This window comes from Streptomyces spinoverrucosus, from assembly GCF_015712165.1.
Lineage (GTDB): Bacteria > Actinomycetota > Actinomycetes > Streptomycetales > Streptomycetaceae > Streptomyces > Streptomyces spinoverrucosus_A.
Genome location: NZ_JADPZX010000001.1, coordinates 7430117 through 7452109 on the forward strand (window position 1 = coordinate 7430117; position 21993 = coordinate 7452109).

Consider the following 21993-nt stretch of genomic DNA (forward strand, 5'->3'; position numbering starts at 1 on the left):
TCCCCCTATGGGCAGACTCAGCCCATGGACTGGACCCACTACCGCTTCCGCAGCCTGTGGCCCCTGCCCGCCCCGCCCGCCACCGTGTACGGCGTGCTGGAGCGGCCCGAGGAGTATCCGCGCTGGTGGCGACAGGTGCGCGAGGTCGAGCGGCGGGACGACACCACCGGCGTGATCCGGATCCGCTCGCTGCTCCCGTACGACGTGACGTTCACCGCGCGTGAGGTGCGCCGGGATCCGGGCGCCGGCGTGCTGGAGGTCGCGATGTCCGGCGACATCGAGGGCTGGGCGCGCTGGACGGTCACACCGGTGGGGGCCGGGTGCCTGGCCCGCTACGACCAGGTGGTGGACGTGCGCAAGCCGCTGCTGCGGCGGTTCGCCGTCCCGGGGCGGCCGGTCTTCCGGGTCAACCACTGGCTGATGATGCGGGCCGGGCGGCGGGGCCTGCTCGCGTACCTTGGGCGTCTCTCCGAAGCGGTTTGAAGGAAACGCGGGGGCCCCTGTATTGTTCAGTGCGTTCCCGGGCGATTAGCTCAGTGGGAGAGCGCTTCGTTCACACCGAAGAGGTCACTGGTTCGAACCCAGTATCGCCCACCGGGAAAGGCCGGTCCGCCGCAGCGGACCGGCTTTTTGCATGCTCTACGCCGCCGCGGGCAGCCCCGGACGCAGGGGCCACGCCGGGTCCACCGCCTCCTCGCTGCCGCTGCGCGCGAACCACGCCTGCAGACCGCGCGCCTGTGCCGCGTGCCACACCGCCTGCAGCGTGTGCAACTCGGCGGGGGAGAGGCGCTCCAGCCGGGACGCGAAACGACGCCCTATGGCCCGTACGACCTCCAGGGAGGCCATCGCGTCCGCGGACGCGTCATGCGCGCCGTCGAGCGGGACGCCGTAGTGCGCGCACAGGTCGGTGAGCGTACGGCGGCCCTTGCGGTAGCGGTCCAGATGCTTGTCCAGGACCCGCGGGTCCAGGACGAGCAGCGGCACCGACTCGAACCAGTGACCCAGCGACGAGGCGCGATGCCGCCGCAGCTCGCGGTCCAACAGCGTCAGGTCGAACGGTGCGTTCATCACCACCAACGGGCGCCCGGCCGACGCCTGTTCGGCCAGCTCGGTGGCTATCTCGTGCATCACCGGCGCCGGCCAGCGGCCGTTGCGCGCCAGGTGATCCTCCGTCAGTCCGTGCACCGCCGTCGCCTCGGCGGGCACGGGCACGCCCGGGTTCACCAGCCAGTGGTGCACCCGGGGGCGCGTGCCAGGGGCGTCCTGGACGACGAGGGCGGCCGACACGATCCGGTCGGTCTCGACGTCCACGCCTGTTGTCTCCGTGTCGAATGCCGCCAGAGGCCCCTCGTACCAGCACGTCATACGTACACAACTCCTCGTTCACCCACGGCAGCTGACGCACCGTCTTCTGCCCGTTTGGTGATACCCGGGCCGTTTGCGCCGTACGCCGGAGGGAGACAACAGAAGTACGGGTCCGCGCAGTTCAGCGGCATGTTCGGCGTGCGCGGTCCGGCGCGGGGAAATTCACTTTGCCTGGAAGGCTGTTGGTCATGGCGATAGCGCAGCCCGAGCGGGGCGGGCTGCTGCCCGAACGCACGGGCCCCCATCGCGGTTCACTCGCCACCACCGCCTGCATGGAGACACTGCAGGTGGGATATCTGCACGCCGTAGCGGCGGCCGCCGGCTGCTCGCTCTCCCAGCCCTTCCCGGACAACGGCATCGACTGGCACGTCAGCCACAGCGCGCCCGGGCACACGGTCGACGACGAGGTCACCATCAAGGTGCAGCTCAAGGCGACGTACCAGATAGCGCCCAAACCGCCCGGGCGCTTCTTCTCCTTCACGCTCGACAACGACCACCTGGCGAAACTCGCCCGCACCCCGGTCTCGGTGCACAAGATCCTCGTCGTGATGCTCGTCCCGCGGTCGCAGGACGACTGGCTGCGCGCCAGCCACGACCGGCTCGACCTCAGGCACTGCTGCTACTGGGTCAACCTCGCCGGTCACGCGATCACCGGCCGGCACCGGACCAACGTCCGCATACCGACCTCACGCATCTTCGACGACCGGGCGCTGTGCGAGATCATGACGCGGGTCGGGACGGGAGGCAGACCATGACGCACCGCCCGCTCGACGAGCCCCTGAGGCCCGTACGGCCGCACCCGGAGGTTCCCTGGGACCAGCCGCCCGAGCCCGGCCAGGTCGACCCCGCCGTGCTCGGCGCGCTGCTGCACCGGCACGGCTGGCAGCGGCGCGGCGGCGCCGCCGGGCGCTACGGCCGCTGGACGCCCCCCGGGCCGGGGGCGAACGGCACCAGCCTGCTCGTGCCGGAGAGCCGGGCCTTCCCCGACAGTGACGACCTGCTCGGCGAGGCGCTCGTCGCCCTCTCCCGCAGCGCCACACCGTCCGCGCGCGAGGTGCTGGTCGGGTTGAGCGTGCCCAGCGACGAGATCCGCTGGTGGCGGGACGTACCCACCGGGCCGGCCGGGGCGGCGTCCTGGACCGTCGAGGAACAGCTGCGCACCGCCGCCCGGCAGATGCTGCTCGCCGGGGCGCTCGCCACACGCGCGCGTGCGGGCTACTACGGTGCCCGGCACAAGCGCGCCGCCGCCGTGATGCTGGAGAGCGTCCTGGTCGGCGCCGCGACCGGCGGCCGCGGCCTCACGGCCTTCGTGCCCGTCGCCCCGGCCCGCCCGCTCGCCCTCCGCCTCCACCAGGCGCTGTACGCCGTCCGCGAGGCCATCGACTACCAACGCGCCACCGGCGGCATGGACGCCTTCGACGGGGCCGTGGAAGCGGGCGTGAGCCGCGAGCTGACCGAGGCCCTCATTTGCCTGGTCCGGGGTACGGAGGGCGCGCGCATCGCCGTCGAGTGGGCGCCCGGCGCCGGTCCGCCCGAGGGCGGGGCCGCCCGCGACGAGGCGGTCGAGTTCTCGCCGGGTGATCTGCCCGTGCTGCGTGAGGCCGGGGCCCGCTATCTGCGCGAGGAGCCGTCCGTGCCGGTGCGGATCACCGGCGAGGTGGTCCGGATGCGCAGGTCGGAGCGGCGCGGCGAGGGCACCGTACGGCTGCGGGTGCTGGCCGGCGCCGAGATACCGCACGTGCGGCTCACGCTGGACGAGGAGGACTACCGCATCGCCGGGCAGGCCCACCTCGTCGGGCTGCCGGTGCGGGTGCACGGGAGGCTGGAGAGCCGGAGCGGCTTCCGGCGGCTGACCGGCGCCTCCGGGGTCGTACCGGTGCAGGTGGACGAGGCGGAGCGGGATCAGCTGATGAAGTCGCTGCAGGAAAACCTCGACTTCTTCGAGGAGGCGTGCAGCGGGGAGGACTGAGGGTCCGATTTCGCCTGGGGTGGTCCGGGGTCGGTACGATCCCTTATTGCGCGCGCTCTCGGTATGGCGCCGCACCCACCTTCAGTCAGGAGAGACCGGTGTCAGACGTCCGTGTGATCATCCAACGCGATTCCGAGCGGGAAGAGCGCACGGTGACGACGGGCACTACGGCCGCCGACCTCTTCGCCGGCGAGCGCTCGATCATCGCCGCGCGCGTGGGCGGCGAGCTCAAGGACCTCGCGTACTCGGTGGCCGAGGGTGACGAGGTCGAGCCGGTGGAGATCTCCTCCGAGGACGGCCTGAACATCCTGCGCCACTCCACCGCGCACGTCATGGCGCAGGCCGTGCAGGAGCTGTTCCCCGAGGCCAAGCTGGGCATCGGCCCGCCGGTCAAGGACGGCTTCTACTACGACTTCGACGTCGAGAAGCCGTTCACGCCCGAGGATCTCAAGGCCATCGAGAAGAAGATGCAGGAGATCCAGAAGCGGGGGCAGAAGTTCTCCCGCCGTGCGGTGACCGACGAGGCCGCCCGCGAGGAGCTGGCGAACGAGCCGTACAAGCTGGAGCTGATCGGCCTCAAGGGCTCGGCCTCGTCCGAGGACGGCGCGGACGTCGAGGTCGGCGCCGGTGAGCTGACGATCTACGACAACCTGGACGCCAAGACCGGCGAGCTGTGCTGGAAGGACCTCTGCCGGGGTCCGCACCTGCCGTCCACCCGGCTCATCCCGGCGTTCAAGCTGATGCGCAACGCGGCCGCCTACTGGCGCGGCAGCGAGAAGAACCCGATGCTCCAGCGCATCTACGGCACCGCCTGGCCGTCCAAGGACGAGCTGAAGGCGTACCTGGACTTCCTCGCCGAGGCCGAGAAGCGCGACCACCGCAAGCTGGGCTCCGAGCTCGACCTGTTCTCCATCCCGGAGCAGATCGGCTCCGGCCTCGCCGTCTTCCACCCCAAGGGCGGCATCATCCGCCGGGTCATGGAGGACTACTCGCGGCGCCGCCACGAGGAGGAGGGCTACGAGTTCGTCTACACCCCGCACGCGACGAAGGGGAAGCTCTTCGAGACGTCGGGCCACCTGGACTGGTACGCCGAGGGCATGTACCCGCCCATGCAGCTCGACGAGGGCGTGGACTACTACCTCAAGCCCATGAACTGCCCGATGCACAACCTGATCTTCGACGCGCGCGGCCGGTCCTACCGTGAACTGCCGCTGCGCCTGTTCGAGTTCGGGACCGTGTACCGGTACGAGAAGTCGGGCGTCGTGCACGGCCTGACCCGAGCGCGCGGCTTCACGCAGGACGACGCGCACATCTACTGCACGCGTGAGCAGATGTCCGAGGAGCTGGACAAGACGCTCACCTTCGTCCTCGGCCTGCTGCGCGACTACGGCCTGACCGACTTCTACCTTGAGCTGTCCACCAAGGACCCGGAGAAGTTCGTCGGCTCGGACGAGGCCTGGGAGGAGGCCACTCAGACCCTTCGCCAGGTCGCCGAGAAGCAGGGGCTGCCCCTCGTGCCCGACCCCGGCGGTGCCGCCTTCTACGGGCCGAAGATCTCCGTGCAGGCCAAGGACGCCATCGGCCGTACCTGGCAGATGTCGACCATCCAGCTCGACTTCAACCTGCCGGAGCGGTTCGACCTGGAGTACACATCGGCGGACGGCTCCAAGCAGCGGCCGGTCATGATCCACCGCGCGCTGTTCGGCTCGATCGAGCGGTTCTTCGCCGTGCTGCTGGAGCACTACGCGGGCGCCTTCCCGGCGTGGCTCGCGCCCGTCCAGGCGATCGGCATCCCGATCGGTGACGCGCACGTCGAGTTCCTGGAGAAGTTCGCCGCGGCGGCGAGGAAGAAGGGTCTGCGGGTCGAGGTCGACGCGTCCTCCGACCGGATGCAGAAGAAGATCCGCAACGCCCAGAAGCAGAAGGTCCCCTTCATGGTCATCGCGGGCGACGAGGACATGGCCAACGGCGCCGTCTCCTTCCGCTACCGCGACGGCTCCCAGGAGAACGGCATCCCCGTCGACGAGGCCATCGCCAAGATCGCGAAGGTCGTCGAGGAGCGGGTGCAGGTCTGACGCACCGAGAAAGGCCCCCGGGAGGCTGATCAGCCTCCCGGGGGCCTTTCGTCCTCCTCCTGGGAGAACACCTGGACCAGCCACGACGCGAACGACCCGGTGACCGCGCCCAGCAGTGCCAGCCCGCAGACCATGACCCCGACGGCGATCAGGCGGCCCATCGGTGTCACCGGTGCGATGTCGCCGTAGCCGACCGTCGCGAGGGTCGAGCAGGTCCACCACACGGCGTCCCCGAAGGTCCGCATGGTGGCGCCGGGCGCCCCGCGCTCGTGGTGATAGACGGAGAGGGCCCCGGTGAAGCCGAGCAGCACGGAGGACATCCCGGCGTAGAAGATCACGCGCGCGTGCAGCGTCAGCCGCGCCTGGCCGGCCCGCCGCCGCACGGCCTCGTACAGCTTGACGATCCGCAACGGCCGCAGCAGCGGGAAGACGAGGACCACGGTGTCGAGCCAGTGCGTCGGCACGAAGCTCGGGCCGCGCCCGCTGAGTCGCCAGCGGACCGCGTAGTCGACGGCGAAGAATGCCCAGGCGGCGAGCAGCACGACGAGGCACAGGTCGGACCAGACGGCGGGGAGCGGGTGGCCGAGGACGCGGACCGCGTAGGCGGCGAGGAACAGCAGTGACGCGAGCGTCAGGGGAAGCTCGGTGTGGCGCTCCCAGCGGGCCTGGAGGCTGTCGTCGTCCATCGGCCCAGCTTGTCCCCGGGTGCTTTTCGACGAGCCCCGGCGACACGCCGCGAACGGGCGAAGCCATATGCTGCCTTGCATGACGAGTGAGCCGGAGCAGCAGATCGGAGTGGGGACGCAGGACGCGTTCCAGCGCCTGTGGACGCCCCACCGGATGGCGTACATCCAGGGCGAGAACAAGCCGACCGGTCCGGGGGCCGACGACGGCTGCCCCTTCTGCTCGATCCCGGCGAAGTCCGACGAGGACGGACTGGTCGTCCAGCGCGGTGCGCAGGTGTACGCGGTGCTGAACCTGTATCCGTACAACGGCGGCCACCTCATGGTCGTGCCCTACCGCCATGTCGCCGACTACACGGACCTCACCGAGCCCGAGACCGCGGAGCTGGCCGCGCTGACCAAGCAGGCGATGACGGCACTGCGCACCGCGTCGGGCGCCCATGGGTTCAACATCGGCATGAACCAGGGCTCGGTCGCCGGCGCGGGCATCGCCGCGCACCTGCACCAGCACATCGTGCCGCGCTGGGGCGGCGACACGAACTTCATGCCGGTCGTGGGGCACACGCGTGTGCTGCCGCAGCTGCTGGCCGACACGCGCAAGATGCTCGCGGAGGCCTGGCCGACGGCGTGACGGCGCGGCGTTCCCGCCGCCCCGCCCGCCGCCGTGGGCCTACGCGTCGTACAGGTCCGCCTTGCGGGGCGTGGGGTCCTGTACCGCCGTGCTGAGGAACGCCGAGCGGTTGCCGAACTTCTCGGTGTCCACGCCGTTCTCCTCCAGCACCCGGATCGCCGCCGAGTGGACCACCCGGAGCACCGGGGTGGCGGCGCGCAGGGCGTCGTCGGCCATGAACCGGTGCCGCCAGGGCTTCGCGGCCCAGGCGTGCCGCAGGCCGAACGGCTCGGGCAGGGCCAGTGAGCCGCCGAGCCAGTTCAGCAGCGGCGGGTACCAGGTCAGCGGGGCCCGGGCGGCCAGTCGTACCACCTCGTCGGTGTCGACCAGCGGAAGCTTCACCGTCCGCGTCTCCCACCGCTTCAGGGACTTCTGCACCGACTTCTCCTTCGCCGCCGGTTTGGTGGTGAAGAGCGGGTGCACGGGCCCCAGGGCGTGGCCGGTGACCTCGATGCGCAGCGTCTCGTAGAGCACGGTCACGGTGATCAGCATGGTGATCACGAGCTGACCCTCCCAGAGCGTCCACTGCACGCCCAGGTAGTGCCGGTCGCCGCCGCCGAACTGCTGCTTGTTGCAGATGTCCTGTATGGCGTGCGACTTGACCTGGTACGCCTCGACGTCCGTGCCCTCCGGCCGGGACACCGCCGTGGCGTTCTCGCCGATCGGCGTCACGATCCAGTGCCGTATCGACGGCTTGGTGAAGCCGCCCGTGTTCAGCGGGCCGCGCTCCAGCATGCGCAGCTGGTCGTGGATGGACCGTATGACGTCCCAGCTGCGGAACGGGTGGATCTCCCGGTCGGGATCGGCCGGGGCGAGGTCCTCCGCGAGCTGCCAGCTGCCCCAGCGGGTGCCCATGCCGAGTATGCCCTTGGGCCCGGCGTAGAAGACCGAGTTGGACTGCTGCTCCGCGCTGAGCCGGGCCAGGGACTGGCGGAGCTGCTCGGCGGCGGTCTCGCCGGGGCTGCTCGGCACCGCCTCGGGCACCTTCGCGCCGACGCTGCTGCCGGAGAGCAGGCTGTCCCAGCGCTCCCGCAGGTCCTTCGCCGTGCGCTCGCAGATCTGCTTGGCCCAGAACCAGCCGATCACCGGCATGACGACCGCCGCGCGCGCGTACCAGGCCCAGAAGCCGGTGAACGGCATCTGGATCAGGAAGATCACGGCCAGCGCCCCGACCGCGACGAGCAGCGTGGTGGCGAGCGTCGAGGCCCGCTTGTCCTCGCGCCGGGCGATGGTGGTGCGGATCGTGAACACCATCAGCCACACCAGCAGCCCGGGCAGGAAGAGCAGCCCGCACAGGACCATGACGATCGTGAGCAGGTTGTCGCGCTCCCGGCGGATCCGGTGGGCCGCGAGGCAGTGCTCGACGACGACCTGCGGCTCCGTGCCGAACGACTGGATCAGCGGTGCCCGGCCGGCGCCGAGCATGCGGTCGACCACCGCCCGGGAGAACGCCTCCCCGAGGTTGGGCCGGAAGATCTTCGCCCACTTCTGACCGGGCTTCACGGTCGACTCGTGCCACTCGTTGTTGGCCTTGAGTATCTCCTCGACCTCGTTGTCCCGGTAGGCCGCCGAGGCGAGCGCGAACGTCGCCGTCTGCCCCTCGTCGCCCGTGCGCGGCACCTGTGGCCCGAAGATGTCCGCGTAACCGCTGTCAACGGTCATTCCCGCCCCCGATCGCCGCCACTGTCGCTCCTGCGGCCTTCCCGACTTCCGTGCTCCGCACACCTGTTGATCAGGTCATCAGCGTATCCCCAGGCACCGACATGCGTCGGCGGACGGTCGAAGCCGCCCGCCGACCCGGAGGGAGCCGCCGCGCACAAGCCACATGCGTGCGCCCGATCGCAACTGCCGGGCGCCGCACGCCTCTTGTGCGCCTGTCAGGAAGCCTCCTGCTCCTGTTTCCTCAGGCGCTCGGCGACTTGAGGGGGCATCGGCTCGTGCCGTGCGTAGCGCCGGTTGAACCGTGCCGTCCCGTGCGACAGCGAGCGCAGATCGACGGCGTACCGCCCGATCTCGATCTCGGGCACCTCGGCGCGTACGAGGGTGCGCCCGCCGGCCGTCTGCTCGGTGCCCAGCACCCGGCCGCGCCGCCCCGACAGGTCGCTCATCACCGCGCCCACGTAGTCGTCGCCGACCAGCACGCTCACCTCGGCCACCGGCTCCAGCAGATGGATCTTCGCGTCGGCGGCGGCCTCCCGCAGCGCGAGCGCGCCCGCCGTCTGGAACGCGGCGTCCGAGGAGTCCACGGAGTGCGCCTTGCCGTCCAGCAGCGTGACCCGCACGTCGACCAGCGCGTGCCCCGCGGCGACTCCCTTCGCGGCCTGCGCGCGGACGCCCTTCTCCACCGACGGGATGAACTGCCGTGGCACCGCGCCGCCGACGACCTTGTCGACGAACTCGATGCCCGAGCCGCCGGGCAGCGGCTCCACCTCGATCTCGCAGATGGCGTACTGCCCGTGCCCGCCGGACTGCTTCACATGCCGGCCGCGCCCGCCGGCCCTGGTCGCGAACGTCTCCCGCAGGGAGACCTTGTGCGGAACGACGTCGACCTGGACGCCGTACCGGCTGCGCAGCCGTTCGAGGGCGACGTCCGCGTGGGCCTCGCCCAGGCACCACAGGACCACCTGGTGGGTGTCCTGGTTCTGCTCCAGCCGCATGGTCGGGTCCTCGGCGACCAGCCGGGCCAGGCCCTGGGAGAGCTTGTCCTCGTCCGGTTTGCTGTGCGCCTGGATGGCGAGCGGCAGCAGTGGGTCGGGCATGTCCCAGGGCTCCATCAGGAGCGGGTCGTCCTTGGCGGAGAGGGTGTCGCCGGTCTCCGCGCGGTTCAGCTTCGCCACGCAGGCGAGGTCACCCGCGACGCAGTGCGACACCGGACGCTGTTGCTTTCCGAACGGCGTGGACACGGCACCGATGCGTTCGTCGACGTCGTGGTCCTCGTGGCCCCGGTCCGCCAGTCCGTGCCCGGAGACATGGACGGTCTCGTCCGGGCGCAGGGTCCCGGAGAAGACGCGCACGAGCGAGACACGGCCGACGTACGGGTCGGACGAGGTCCGCACGACCTCCGCGACCAGCGGTCCGTCGGGGTCGCAGGGTTTCAGTTCCCGCGCCCTGCCGTCGATGGTGGTGACCTGGGGCTGGGCATGCTCCAGCGGGGTCGGGAACCCTCCGGTGACCAGCTCCAGCAGCTCGACCGTGCCGATGCCCTGCCGGGCGCCGTCGGCGGCGGGGGCGGCGGCCAGGACGGGGAAGAACGTCCCGCGCGCGACAGCCCGCTCCAGGTCGTCCACGAGCGTCTTGACGTCGATCTGCTCCCCGCCGAGATAGCGGTCCATGAGGGTCTCGTCCTCGCTCTCCGCGATGATCCCCTCGATCAGCCGGTTGCGGGCCTCCTCGATCAGCGGCAGCTGGTCCTCGCCCGGCTCGGACTCCTTGCGCTCGCCGGTCGAGTAGTCGAACAGCTTCTGCGACAGCAGCCCGATCAGCCCGGTCACGGGGGCGTGCCCGTCCGGCGCCTGCGGGCCGTGCAGCGGCAGATACAGCGGCAGGACGGCGTCGGGGTCGTCGGCGCCGAAGGCCTCCGCGCAGACCCGCGTCATCTCCTCGAAGTCCGCGCGGGCGGCCTCCAGGTGCGTCACGACGATGGCGCGCGGCATGCCGACGGCCGCGCACTCCTCCCACACCATGCGAGTCGAGCCGTCCACGCCGTCCGAGGCCGAGACGACGAAGAGGGCCGCGTCCGCCGCTCGCAGACCGGCCCGCAGTTCCCCGACGAAGTCCGCGTAGCCGGGGGTGTCGAGAACGTTGACCTTGATGCCGTTCCACTCGACCGGCACCAGGGAGAGCTGCACCGAGCGCTGCTGCCGGTGCTCGATCTCGTCGTAGTCGGAGACGGTGCCGCCGTCTTCCACACGGCCCGCCCGGTTCACCGCCCCAGCGGTCAGTGCGAGGGCTTCCACCAGTGTTGTCTTCCCCGCTCCGGAGTGGCCGACCAGCACCACATTCCGTACGGACGTGGGGTGGTCGGCCGCCACTGCCCTGCCGGCGGCTCCGGGGTGTGCGTTGGTCTTGTCGCCCATGATCCTGCCTCCCGTGCACGGTGAGGTCACTGTGGGCGCGGACACGCGGGACCCGCGTGCTGGGCGGCTCCGGCGACGCCCGCGATTCTTCGAGCTTTCCACTCTCGTCACGGTGCGTCCATACAAAGGACGCGAAGGCGCCAACCGGCGTCGGTTGCAAGCCGTGCGCCGGACCGCGGTCAGGCGCGGGTGCCGGGCGGTCGCCCGCACGCGTGCGTGGCTACGATGGGCCAGCCGACGGCCAGCAGGGGCCGCGCGGCGCCAGCGACCCTCGGGAAGGCCATGCTGAACAAGTACGCGCGTGCATTCTTCACGCGTGTCCTCACACCGTTCGCCGCGTTTCTCATCCGCCGGGGCGTGAGCCCGGACACGGTCACGCTGATCGGCACCGCGGGCGTGATGGCGGGCGCGCTGGTCTTCTACCCCCGGGGCGAGTTCTTCTGGGGCACGGTCGTCATCACCCTGTTCGTCTTCTCCGACCTCGTCGACGGCAACATGGCCCGCCAGCTGGGCCGCACGAGCCGCTGGGGCGCCTTCCTGGACTCCACCCTGGACCGGGTCGCCGACGGCGCCATCTTCGGCGGGTTCGCCCTCTGGTACGCCGGTGGCGGGGACGACCTCGTGCTGTGCGCCGTCTCGATCTTCTGCCTGGCCAGCGGCCAGGTGGTGTCGTACACCAAGGCGCGCGGCGAGTCGATCGGACTGCCGGTCGCGGTCAACGGGCTCGTCGAGCGCGCCGAGCGCCTGGTGATCTCGCTGGTCGCCGCGGGGCTCGCGGGGCTGCACGCGTTCGGCGTGCCGGGCATCGACGTGCTGCTGCCGATCGCCCTGTGGCTGGTCGCCGTGGGCAGCCTGATCACGCTGATCCAGCGGGTCGTCACGGTCCGCCGGGAGTCCGCCGAGGCGGAGGCGGCGGAGCGCCCGAACGCCGACAATGCCTCTCAGGGGAGGGAGACGGCGAAATGAGCGCTCGGGACACGCTGACGGACGCCCTGTACGGGCTCGGCTGGAGCACGGTGAAGAAGCTCCCCGAGCCGGTGGCCGCACGGCTCGGGAACACCGTGGCCGATCTGTCCTGGAAACAGCGCGGCAAGGGGGTACAGCGGCTGGAGAGCAACTACGCGCGCGTGGTGCCCGACGCCACCCCGGAGCGGCTCGCCGAGCTCTCGCGCGCGGGCATGCGCTCGTATCTGCGCTACTGGATGGAGTCCTTCCGGCTCCCCGCCTGGAGCGCCGAGCGCGTCAGGAGCGGCTTCGACCCCAAGGACCTGCACTTCCTCACCGACGGCCTGGCCGCCGGCAAGGGCGTCGTCCTGGCGCTGCCGCACCTGGCCAACTGGGATCTGGCCGGCGCCTGGGTCACCACCAAACTGGGCATCCCCTTCACCACGGTCGCCGAGCGCCTGAAGCCGGAGACGCTCTACGACCGTTTCGTCGCCTACCGCGCGGGCCTCGGCATGGAGGTCCTCCCGCACAACGGCGGCTCCGCCTTCGGCACCCTGGCCCGGCGGCTGCGCGACGGCGGCCTGGTCTGCCTGGTCGCCGACCGCGACCTGTCCGCCTCCGGCGTCGAGGTGCGGTTCTTCGGCGACACCGCGCGGATGCCGGCCGGACCGGCCCTGCTGGCCCAGCAGACCGGCGCGCTGCTGCTGCCGGTGACGCTCTGGTACGACGACTCACCCGTCATGCGCGGCCGGGTGCACCCCCCGATCGAGGTACCCCAGTCAGGTACCCGGGCCGAGAAGACGTCTGTCATGACACAGGCCCTGGCGGACGCCTTCGCCTCGGGGATCGCCGACCATCCGGAGGACTGGCACATGCTGCAGCGGTTGTGGCTCAAGGACCTCGACCCCGCGAAGGGGACCCCGTGAGGATCGGCATCGTCTGCCCGTACTCCTGGGATGTGCCAGGTGGCGTCCAATTCCACATCCGGGACCTGGCCGAGTACTTCATCCGCCTCGGGCACGAGGTGTCCGTCCTCGCCCCCGCCGACGACGACACCCCGCTCCCGCCGTACGTCGTCTCGGCGGGCCGCGCGGTGCCGGTGCCGTACAACGGCTCGGTGGCCCGGCTGAACTTCGGCTTCCTGTCGGCGGCCCGGGTACGCCGCTGGCTGCACGACGGCGCCTTCGACGTGATCCACATCCACGAACCGGCGTCCCCGTCCCTGGGCCTGCTGGCCTGCTGGGCCGCGCAGGGCCCGATCGTCGCCACCTTCCACACCTCCAACCCCCGCTCGCGCGCGATGATCGCCGCGTACGCGATCCTCCAGGCCGCGCTGGAGAAGATCAGCGCCCGGATCGCGGTCAGCGAGTACGCCCGCCGCACCCTGGTCGAGCACCTCGGCGGGGACGCCGTGGTGATCCCCAACGGCGTCGACGTCGACTTCTTCGCCAGGGCCGAGCCCAACCCCGACTGGCAGGGCGACACCATCGGCTTCGTCGGCCGGATCGACGAGCCCCGCAAGGGCCTGCCGGTGCTGATGCGGGCGCTGCCCAGGATCCTCGCCGAGCGGCCGCAGACGCGGCTGCTGGTCGCGGGCCGCGGGGACGAACAGCAGGCCGTCGAGTCGCTGCCCGCCGAGCTGCGCTCCAGGGTGGAGTTCCTCGGCATGGTGAGCGACGAGGACAAGGCCCGCTTCCTGCGCAGCGTCGACGTGTACGTGGCACCCAACACCGGCGGCGAGAGCTTCGGGATCATCCTGGTCGAGGCGATGTCGGCGGGCGCGCCGGTGCTGGCCTCGGACCTGGACGCCTTCGCGCAGGTACTCGACCAGGGCGCGGCGGGGGAGCTGTTCGCCAACGAGGACGCGGACGCGCTCGCCGAGGCGGCGCTGCGGCTGCTGGACGACCCGGTGCGCCGGGAGAAGCTGCGCGAGCGCGGCAGCGCGCATGTGCGCCGGTTCGACTGGTCGACCGTCGGCGCGGACATCCTGTCGGTGTACGAGACGGTGACGGACGGCACCGCCGCGGTCGCCGCCGACGACCGTCCCCTGGGACTGTGGGGGCGGTTCGGGCTGGCCCGCGACTGACTGATCACGCCCGAGGGACACCCCGGTAGCCTTGCCGCCCGTGACCGCAACCCTCATCTGGATCCTCGTCGCCCTCATCGCCATCGGCGTGTACCTGAGCTGGACGGCGGGCCGTCTGGACCGGCTGCACGCCCGGATCGACGCCACCCGTGCCGCCCTGGACGCCCAGCTGCTGCGCCGCGCCTCCGTGGCGCAGGAACTGGCCACCTCCGGGGTGCTGGACCCGGCGGCCTCGATCGTGCTGTACGAGGCGGCGCACGCGGCCCGGCAGGCCGAGGAGGAGCAGCGGGAGGTCGCCGAGAGCGAGCTGAGCCAGGCCCTGCGCGCGGTGTTCGCCGAGCCGCAGCAGGTCGAGGCGGTCCGGGAGGCGCCCGGGGGAGAGGCGGCGGCCCGGGAGCTGACCGAGGCGGTGCGCCGGGTGCCGATGGCCCGGCGCTTCCACAACGACGCGGTGGGGGCGGCCCGCAGGCTGCGCGAACACCGCAAGGTGCGCTGGTTCCGGCTGGCCGGCCACGCCCCGTTCCCCCTGGCCTTCGAGATGGACGACGAGCCACCGACGGCCCTGGTGGACCGGGCCGCGTAGACCCTCGTACCGGAAAACGATCCACCGGCTCCACATTGGCCCTTGCTGTGGCCTGCACACCTCCCGTTTCCTCGGTGTTTGCAGAAACCCTCTTTCACTTCAGTGAGGTCACCCGTGTCCAGCACGCTCTCCGAGAACCAGGCCCCCGAGACCGGCACCGCCCGCGTGAAGCGCGGCATGGCCGAGCAGCTCAAGGGTGGCGTGATCATGGATGTCGTCACGCCGGAACAGGCCAAGATCGCCGAGGACGCGGGCGCCGTCGCCGTCATGGCCCTGGAGCGGGTCCCGGCCGACATCCGCAAGGACGGCGGCGTGGCCCGGATGTCCGACCCGGACATGATCGAGGGCATCATCGAGGCCGTCTCGATCCCGGTCATGGCCAAGTCCCGCATCGGCCACTTCGTCGAGGCCCAGGTCCTGCAGTCGCTCGGCGTCGACTACATCGACGAGTCCGAGGTCCTCACCCCGGCCGACGAGGTCAACCACTCCGACAAGTGGGCCTTCACCACCCCGTTCGTCTGCGGCGCCACCAACCTCGGTGAGGCCCTGCGCCGGATCGCCGAGGGCGCGGCCATGATCCGCTCCAAGGGCGAGGCCGGCACCGGCAACGTCGTCGAGGCCGTCCGCCACCTGCGCCAGATCAAGAACGAGATCGCCCGCCTGCGCGGCTACGACAACCACGAGCTGTACGCCGCCGCCAAGGAGCTGCGCGCCCCGTACGAGCTGGTCAAGGAGGTCGCCGAGCTCGGCAAGCTGCCGGTCGTGCTGTTCTCCGCCGGTGGTGTGGCCACCCCGGCCGACGCCGCGCTGATGCGCCAGCTCGGCGCCGAGGGCGTCTTCGTCGGCTCGGGCATCTTCAAGTCCGGCGACCCGGCCAAGCGTGCCGCCGCCATCGTGAAGGCCACCACCTTCTACGACGACCCGAAGATCATCGCGGACGCGTCCCGCAACCTCGGCGAGGCCATGGTCGGCATCAACTGCGACACCCTCCCCGAGACCGAGCGCTACGCCAACCGCGGCTGGTAACCACCATGACGGAAGCACCTGTGATCGGCGTCCTGGCCCTCCAGGGCGACGTACGGGAGCACCTCGTCGCCCTGGCCGCGGCCGACGCCGTGGCCAGGCCGGTGCGGCGCCTCGAGGAGCTCGCCGAGGTCGACGGCCTGGTCATCCCCGGCGGCGAGTCCACCACCATCTCCAAGCTGGCCATCCTGTTCGGCGTGATGGAGCCCCTCCGCGCGCGCGTGCGGGACGGCATGCCCGTCTACGGCACCTGCGCGGGCATGATCATGCTGGCCGACAAGATCCTCGACCCGCGTTCGGGCCAGGAGACTGTCGGCGGCATCGACATGATCGTGCGCCGCAACGCCTTCGGGCGTCAGAACGAGTCCTTCGAAGCGGCGGTCGACGTCAAGGGCGTCCCGGGCGATCCTGTGGAGGGCGTCTTCATCCGCGCCCCCTGGGTCGAGTCCGTCGGTGCCCAGGCCGAGGTGCTCGCCGAGCACGACGGCCACATCGTCGCGGTCCGCCAGGGCAACGCGCTCGCCACGTCGTTCCACCCGGAACTGACCGGCGACCACCGCATGCACGGCCTGTTCGTGGACATGGTGCGCGCCAACCGGACAGCGGAGTCCTTGTAGGATCTCTGGCGTTCGTTGCAGAGATGGGTTACGCGAAGGAGACAGGCAGATGTCCGGCCACTCTAAATGGGCCACGACGAAGCACAAGAAGGCCGTGATCGATGCCAAGCGCGGCAAGCTCTTCGCGAAGCTGATCAAGAACATCGAGGTCGCGGCGCGGATGGGCGGCGTGGACCTCGAAGGCAACCCGACGCTCTACGACGCCGTCCAGAAGGCCAAGAAGCAGTCGGTCCCGAACAAGAACATCGACTCCGCGATCAAGCGCGGTGGCGGCCTCGAAGCCGGTGGCGCCGACTACGAGACGATCATGTACGAGGGCTACGGCCCCAACGGCGTTGCCGTGCTCATCGAGTGCCTCACGGACAACCGCAACCGTGCCGCCTCCGACGTCCGCGTCGCCATGACCCGCAACGGCGGCTCCATGGCCGACCCGGGCTCGGTGTCATACATGTTCAGCCGCAAGGGCGTCGTCATCGTCCCCAAGGGCGAGCTGACCGAGGATGACGTCCTGACCGCCGTCCTGGACGCCGGTGCCGAGGAGGTCAACGACCTTGGCGAGTCCTTCGAGGTCATCAGCGAGGCCACCGACCTGGTCGCGGTCCGCACCGCCCTCCAGGAGGCCGGCATCGACTACGACTCCGCCGACTCCAGCTTCGTGCCGTCCGTCCAGGTCGAGCTCGACGAGGAGGGCGCCAAGAAGATCTTCAAGCTGATCGACGCGCTGGAGGACAGCGACGACGTGCAGAACGTCTTCGCCAACTTCGACGTGTCCGACGAGATCATGGAGAAGGTCGAGGCGTAACGCTGCCGCGGGCTCAAGCGTGCTCCACGGGCCGACGGGACATCCCGTCGGCCCGTCGCTTTGCCGGGCGTTGGTGCGAGGCGTTGTCGGTGGCACCCGATAGCCTGCACAAACTGGCGATCGAAGGGAGGGGCCGGTGCGCGTACTGGGGGTGGACCCGGGACTGACCCGGTGCGGTGTCGGCGTCGTGGAGGGGGTCGCGGGGCGGCCGCTCACGATGCTCGGCGTCGGCGTCGTGCGTACGCCCGTCGACGCGGACCTCGGCCATCGCCTGGTCGCGATCGAGCAGGGCATCGAGCAGTGGCTCGACGAGCACCGGCCCGAATTCGTCGCCGTGGAGCGGGTGTTCAGCCAGCACAACGTGCGCACGGTGATGGGCACGGCCCAGGCCAGCGCCGTCGCCATGCTCTGTGCGGCCCGCCGCGGCATCCCCGTCGCCCTGCACACGCCCAGCGAGGTCAAGGCCGCCGTCACCGGCACCGGACGCGCCGACAAGGCGCAGGTCGGCGCCATGGTCACCCGGCTGCTGCGGCTCGACGCACCGCCGAAACCGGCCGACGCCGCCGACGCCCTCGCGCTCGCCATCTGCCACATCTGGCGCGCCCCCGCCCAGAACCGCCTCCAGCAGGCCGTCGCCCTGCACACCGCAAGAGCAACCGCATCGAAAGGCCGTACGGCATGATCGCCTTCGTCAGCGGCACGGTCGCCGCCCTCGCTCCCGACGCCGCGGTGGTCGAGGTCGGCGGCGTCGGCATGGCCGTCCAGTGCACGCCCAACACACTGTCGACGCTCCGCGTCGGCCGGCCCGCCAAGCTCGCCACCTCCCTCGTCGTACGCGAGGACTCCCTGACGCTGTACGGCTTCGCGGACGACGACGAGCGGCAGGTCTTCGAGCTGCTCCAGACCGCGAGCGGGGTCGGCCCCCGGCTCGCCCAGGCCATGCTCGCCGTGCACACCCCGGACGCGCTGCGCCGTGCCGTGGCGACGGGCGACGAGAAGGCGCTCACCGCCGTCCCCGGCATCGGCAAGAAGGGCGCCCAGAAGCTGCTGCTGGAGCTGAGGGACCGCCTGGGCGAGCCGATCGGCGCCCCCGCGGTCGGCGCACCGGTCAGCACCGGCTGGCGCGACCAGTTGCACGCCGCCCTGATCGGCCTGGGGTACGCGACCCGCGAGGCCGACGAGGCGGTCGCCGCGGTCGCGCCCCAGGCCGAGGCCGCCGAGGGCACACCCCAGGTGGGCCAGTTGCTGAAGGCGGCCCTGCAGACTCTCAACAGAGCGCGCTGACGCCGGGCACCCGGCACGGAACGGCCGGAAAACGACCTCCGAAAGCCGGGAACGACCCCTCCGAAAGCCGGGAACGACCCCTCCGAACGCGGGAAACACCCTCCGAGAGCCGGGAACGACCCTCGAAAAGGGGCGCCCCCACCCTCATACGACACCCGACCGCGACACGACCCGAGGCACACTCCATGAACTGGGACGACTCGACCGACACCTCCGCCCCCGAGCGGCTCGTCGGCGCGTCCGCCGACCGTGAGGACCAGGCCGTCGAGGCCGCGCTGCGGCCCAAGGACCTGGGCGAGTTCATCGGCCAGGAGAAGGTCCGCGAACAGCTCGACCTCGTCCTGCGCGCCGCACGCGCGCGGGGCGCCACCGCCGACCACGTGCTGCTCTCCGGCGCCCCCGGCCTCGGCAAGACCACCCTCTCCATGATCATCGCGGCCGAGATGGGCGCCCCGATCCGCATCACCTCCGGCCCCGCCATCCAGCACGCCGGCGACCTCGCCGCGATCCTGTCCTCCCTTCAGGAGGGCGAGGTCCTCTTCCTCGACGAGATCCACCGCATGTCGAGGCCCGCCGAGGAGATGCTGTACATGGCGATGGAGGACTTCCGGGTCGACGTCATCGTCGGCAAGGGCCCCGGCGCCACGGCCATCCCCCTGGAGCTGCCCCCGTTCACCCTGGTCGGCGCCACCACGCGCGCGGGCCTGCTGCCGCCCCCGCTGCGCGACCGCTTCGGCTTCACCGCGCACATGGAGTTCTACGAACCCGCCGAACTGGAACGCGTCATCCACCGCTCGGCCAACCTGCTGGACGTCGAGATCGACTCGGCCGGAGCCGCCGAGATCGCCGGCCGCTCCCGGGGCACGCCCCGGATCGCCAACCGGCTGCTGCGCCGCGTCCGGGACTACGCGCAGGTCAAGGCCGACGGGATCATCACGCGCGAGATCGCGGCGGCGGCGCTGGAGGTCTACGAGGTCGACGCCCGTGGCCTGGACCGCCTCGACCGCGGCGTGCTCGAAGCGCTGCTGAAGCTGTTCGGCGGCGGACCGGTCGGCCTGTCCACGCTCGCCGTGGCGGTGGGGGAGGAGCGCGAGACCGTCGAGGAGGTCGCCGAGCCGTTCCTCGTACGGGAGGGCCTGCTGGCCCGCACCCCGCGCGGTCGGGTCGCCACGCCTGCCGCCTGGGCGCATCTCGGCCTCACCCCGCCCCGCTCGGGCGGCGTGGGAAACGGACAACAGGACTTGTTCGGGGCGTGACGGCGGGCGTGACGGCGAGGGCATTGGCCGGACCAGGAACCCGGGTGCCATGCTGAGCGTTGTTCCATGCGCGCGGACTCGCTTAGACTCCGCCGATGCCGCCTTTCCCGGCGGCTGACATACCCCCATCCAACAGGCCGCCCATCTGCGCGGTCGTGCGAAGGAATCTGTCCCGTGAATAGCCTCGTGACCCTCCTCCCGTTCATCGTGCTCATCGGGGCCATGATCCTGATGACCCGCTCGGCCAAGAAGAAGCAGCAGCAGGCCGTTGACATGCGGAACCAGATGCAGCCCGGTTCCGGAGTCCGCACCATCGGGGGCATGTACGCAACGGTCAAGGAAGTCAACGAGGACACGGTCCTCCTCGACGCCGGCCCGGGCGTCGACCTCCTCTTCGCCAAGAACTCCATCGGTGCCGTGCTCTCCGACGACGAGTACAACCGCATCGTGCACGGCATCGAGCACGACCTGAAGGCCGACGCGGACACCGTCCCGGACGACGCCTCCTCCCTCACCGAGACCGACGAGCCCGTCGACGCCGCCCCCTCCGACGAGAAGTCCGTCGACCTCGGCAAGAAGGACGCGGACGAGGAGCCCGCCGACGCCGCCGAGGCGAAGCGGGACGAGGAGCCGAGGAAGACCGACGGCGACGCCGACGCGAAGTAGTCATGTCCCGGAGTGCGCGGGCCGGGCTCGCGTGCCCGGGACATACGCATCCCGCACGGGATCCCGACACCATGTCATGGCCGCCCGCCCGCTGACCCGGAGTGAGGCGGCCCGAGAGGGAGTACGAGAAGGTGGCAGCACCTAAAAAGGGCCGGAGCTCGAGCGCCCAGAGCAAGCCATGGCGCTCGCTGGCCCTGATCCTGATCGCCATCGTGGCGCTCACCGGGGGAATGTTCGCCTCCGGACACACCACTCCGCGTCTCGGCATCGACCTGGCCGGTGGTACGAGCATCACGCTCGGGGCTGTGCCCGAGGACGGCAACGAGTCCGCGATCAACCCGACCAACATGAACACCGCGGTCGACATCATGGAGCGCCGCGTCAACGGTCTGGGTGTCTCGGAGGCCGAGGTCCAGACGCAGGGCGATCGCAACATCATCGTCAACATTCCCAAGGGCACCAACTCACAGCAGGCCCGGGAACAGGTCGGCACCACCGCCAAGCTCTACTTCCGCCCGGTCCTGGCCACCGAGCCCTCCGGCGGCAACGCCGCGCCGACCCCCTCGCCGAGCGCCTCCTCCAGCGCGCCCTCCGGTGACAAGGACAAGGCCACCGGCTCTCAGAGCCCCGCCGCCTCGGATTCCGCCAGCCAGAGCGCGACCCCTTCGGCCACCGCCACCACCCAGGGCCGCGCCGTCACGGACGCCCTGAAGGCCGACGCCACCCCGTCGCCGTCCGGCTCCACCTCTCCCAGCGCCTCCCCGAGCGGCAGCGCCACCGGCGACGACAGCGAGCTCCAGGCCAAGTACGCGGCGCTGGACTGCAGCAAGGAGTCGGTCCGCGCCACCACCGGTGAGGGCGCCAAGCCCACCGACTCCACCGTGGGCTGCGGCGAGATCCAGGGCGTCTGGTACAAGTACCTGCTCGGCCCGGCCGCCGTCGACGGCACCGAGGTCGACAACGCCCAGGCCGTCTACGACACGCAGAGCGGCGCCGGCTGGAAGGTCCAGATGGACTTCACCAACGCCGGTGCCAAGAAGTTCGCCGACATCACCGGCCGGCTCGCGCAGAACCAGTCCCCGCAGAACCAGTTCGGCATCGTCCTCGACGGCGAGGTCGTCTCCAGCCCGTACGTCAACCAGTCGATCAGCGGCGGCAACGCCGAGATCTCCGGCAGCTTCACGCAGGAGGAGGCCCAGGGCCTCGCCAACATGCTGTCGTACGGCGCGCTGCCTCTGACGTTCCGCGAGGAGAGCGTCACCACGGTGACCGCGGCGCTCGGCGGGGACCAGCTGCAGGCCGGTCTGATCGCGGGCGCCATCGGTCTCGCCCTGGTCGTGATCTACCTGCTGGTCTACTACCGCGGCCTGTCGTTCATCGCGATCCTGTCGCTGCTCGTCTCCGCCGCCCTCACCTACGTGCTCATGTCGCTGCTCGGCCCGGCCATCGGCTTCGCGCTGAACCTGCCGGCCGTCTGTGGTGCCATCGTCGCCATCGGTATCACGGCGGACTCGTTCATTGTGTACTTCGAACGGGTCCGGGACGAGATCCGCGAGGGCCGCTCGCTGCGGCCCGCCGTCGAGCGGGCCTGGCCGCGCGCCCGGCGCACCATCCTGGTCTCCGACTTCGTGTCGTTCCTCGCCGCCGCGGTGCTCTTCATCGTCACCGTCGGCAAGGTCCAGGGCTTCGCGTTCACGCTCGGTCTGACCACCCTGCTCGACGTCGTGGTCGTCTTCCTCTTCACCAAGCCGCTGCTGACGATCATGGCCCGCCGGAAGTTCTTCGCCAGCGGTCACCCGTGGTCCGGCCTCGACCCCAAGCGCCTCGGCGCCCGTCCGCCGCTGCGCCGCACCCGCCGTCCCGCCGCCCCCGTCGAACCGAAGGAGGCGTGAG

Annotated in this window: 21 protein-coding genes and 1 tRNA gene; 18 read left to right on the plus strand and 4 right to left on the minus strand. The window is 71.0% G+C overall.

Annotated features, from left to right (window positions below; genetic code table 11):
- Positions 1-24 precede the first annotated feature (24 nt).
- Positions 25-483: an SRPBCC family protein gene (locus I2W78_RS33795; RefSeq protein ID WP_196464042.1), complete on the plus strand. Its 459-nt coding sequence runs from the start codon at positions 25-27 to the stop codon at positions 481-483.
- 39 nt (positions 484-522) lie between these two features.
- Positions 523-594, plus strand: a tRNA-Val gene (locus I2W78_RS33800).
- A gap of 45 nt (positions 595-639) precedes the next feature.
- Here I2W78_RS33800 and I2W78_RS33805 read toward each other — a convergent pair.
- On the minus strand, positions 640-1365 hold the full coding sequence (locus I2W78_RS33805; RefSeq protein ID WP_196464043.1) for a 3'-5' exonuclease: 726 nt from the start codon (positions 1363-1365) through the stop codon (positions 640-642).
- 188 nt (positions 1366-1553) lie between these two features.
- On the opposite strand from I2W78_RS33805, the gene I2W78_RS33810 reads away from it, so the two are divergent.
- From I2W78_RS33810 to thrS, 3 genes are all read left to right on the plus strand, one after another.
- Positions 1554-2120, plus strand: coding sequence for a DUF4365 domain-containing protein (locus I2W78_RS33810; RefSeq protein ID WP_196464044.1), 567 nt, complete (start codon positions 1554-1556; stop codon positions 2118-2120).
- Entirely contained in the window at positions 2117-3334 is a 1218-nt protein-coding gene (locus I2W78_RS33815) for a hypothetical protein (RefSeq protein WP_196464045.1), read from the plus strand. The genes I2W78_RS33810 and I2W78_RS33815 overlap by 4 nt, the downstream gene beginning before the upstream one ends.
- Positions 3335-3432: 98 nt before the next feature.
- Positions 3433-5409: a threonine--tRNA ligase gene (gene thrS / locus I2W78_RS33820; protein WP_196464046.1), complete on the plus strand. Its 1977-nt coding sequence runs from the start codon at positions 3433-3435 to the stop codon at positions 5407-5409.
- Positions 5410-5438: 29 nt separating this feature from the next.
- Here thrS and I2W78_RS33825 read toward each other — a convergent pair whose 3' ends face one another.
- On the minus strand, positions 5439-6095 hold the full coding sequence (locus I2W78_RS33825; protein ID WP_196464047.1) for a potassium channel family protein: 657 nt from the start codon (positions 6093-6095) through the stop codon (positions 5439-5441).
- A gap of 67 nt (positions 6096-6162) precedes the next feature.
- Between I2W78_RS33825 and I2W78_RS33830 the strand changes: the two genes are divergently transcribed.
- On the plus strand, positions 6163-6723 hold the full coding sequence (locus I2W78_RS33830) for an HIT family protein (RefSeq protein WP_196464048.1): 561 nt from the start codon (positions 6163-6165) through the stop codon (positions 6721-6723).
- Between the two features lie 39 nt (positions 6724-6762).
- On the opposite strand, the gene I2W78_RS33835 is transcribed toward I2W78_RS33830, so the two are convergent.
- The gene (locus I2W78_RS33835; RefSeq protein ID WP_196464049.1) at positions 6763-8424 is read right to left on the minus strand and encodes a hypothetical protein; all 1662 of its coding nucleotides are present in this window, start codon (positions 8422-8424) and stop codon (positions 6763-6765) included.
- Between the two features lie 215 nt (positions 8425-8639).
- Positions 8640-10838, minus strand: coding sequence for an elongation factor G-like protein EF-G2 (locus tag I2W78_RS33840; RefSeq protein WP_196464050.1), 2199 nt, complete (start codon positions 10836-10838; stop codon positions 8640-8642).
- A 225-nt stretch (positions 10839-11063) separates the two neighbouring features.
- Between I2W78_RS33840 and pgsA the strand changes: the two genes are divergently transcribed.
- From pgsA to secD, 12 genes are all read left to right on the plus strand, one after another.
- The gene (gene pgsA / locus I2W78_RS33845; protein ID WP_196464051.1) at positions 11064-11804 is read left to right on the plus strand and encodes a phosphatidylinositol phosphate synthase; all 741 of its coding nucleotides are present in this window, start codon (positions 11064-11066) and stop codon (positions 11802-11804) included.
- Positions 11801-12709 (plus strand): phosphatidylinositol mannoside acyltransferase, encoded by a 909-nt coding sequence (locus I2W78_RS33850; RefSeq protein WP_196464052.1) that lies wholly within the window; start codon positions 11801-11803, stop codon positions 12707-12709. Before pgsA ends, I2W78_RS33850 begins: the two co-directional genes overlap by 4 nt.
- A complete protein-coding gene (locus tag I2W78_RS33855) occupies positions 12706-13869 on the plus strand; it encodes a glycosyltransferase family 4 protein (RefSeq protein WP_196464053.1) in 1164 nt (387 codons plus the stop codon). Before I2W78_RS33850 ends, I2W78_RS33855 begins: the two co-directional genes overlap by 4 nt.
- A gap of 40 nt (positions 13870-13909) precedes the next feature.
- Positions 13910-14452: a hypothetical protein gene (locus I2W78_RS33860; RefSeq protein WP_196464054.1), complete on the plus strand. Its 543-nt coding sequence runs from the start codon at positions 13910-13912 to the stop codon at positions 14450-14452.
- Positions 14453-14566: 114 nt separating this feature from the next.
- Entirely contained in the window at positions 14567-15478 is a 912-nt protein-coding gene (pdxS, locus tag I2W78_RS33865; RefSeq protein WP_196464055.1) for a pyridoxal 5'-phosphate synthase lyase subunit PdxS, read from the plus strand.
- A 5-nt stretch (positions 15479-15483) separates the two neighbouring features.
- Positions 15484-16092, plus strand: a complete 609-nt coding sequence (pdxT, locus tag I2W78_RS33870) for a pyridoxal 5'-phosphate synthase glutaminase subunit PdxT (protein WP_196464056.1) — start codon at positions 15484-15486, stop codon at positions 16090-16092.
- A gap of 49 nt (positions 16093-16141) precedes the next feature.
- Entirely contained in the window at positions 16142-16894 is a 753-nt protein-coding gene (locus I2W78_RS33875; protein WP_196464057.1) for a YebC/PmpR family DNA-binding transcriptional regulator, read from the plus strand.
- Between the two features lie 136 nt (positions 16895-17030).
- Positions 17031-17576 carry a crossover junction endodeoxyribonuclease RuvC gene (gene ruvC / locus I2W78_RS33880; protein WP_196464058.1) on the plus strand — a complete coding sequence of 182 codons (546 nt, stop codon included), beginning with the start codon at positions 17031-17033 and terminating at the stop codon, positions 17574-17576.
- The gene (gene ruvA, locus I2W78_RS33885; RefSeq protein WP_196464059.1) at positions 17573-18178 is read left to right on the plus strand and encodes a Holliday junction branch migration protein RuvA; all 606 of its coding nucleotides are present in this window, start codon (positions 17573-17575) and stop codon (positions 18176-18178) included. The genes ruvC and ruvA overlap by 4 nt, the downstream gene beginning before the upstream one ends.
- A 185-nt stretch (positions 18179-18363) precedes the next feature.
- Positions 18364-19434, plus strand: coding sequence for a Holliday junction branch migration DNA helicase RuvB (gene ruvB / locus I2W78_RS33890; RefSeq protein WP_196464060.1), 1071 nt, complete (start codon positions 18364-18366; stop codon positions 19432-19434).
- A gap of 174 nt (positions 19435-19608) precedes the next feature.
- Positions 19609-20100: a preprotein translocase subunit YajC gene (gene yajC, locus I2W78_RS33895; RefSeq protein WP_307783905.1), complete on the plus strand. Its 492-nt coding sequence runs from the start codon at positions 19609-19611 to the stop codon at positions 20098-20100.
- A gap of 131 nt (positions 20101-20231) precedes the next feature.
- A complete protein-coding gene (gene secD / locus I2W78_RS33900; RefSeq protein ID WP_196464062.1) occupies positions 20232-21992 on the plus strand; it encodes a protein translocase subunit SecD in 1761 nt (586 codons plus the stop codon).
- Position 21993: the final 1 nt, after the last annotated feature.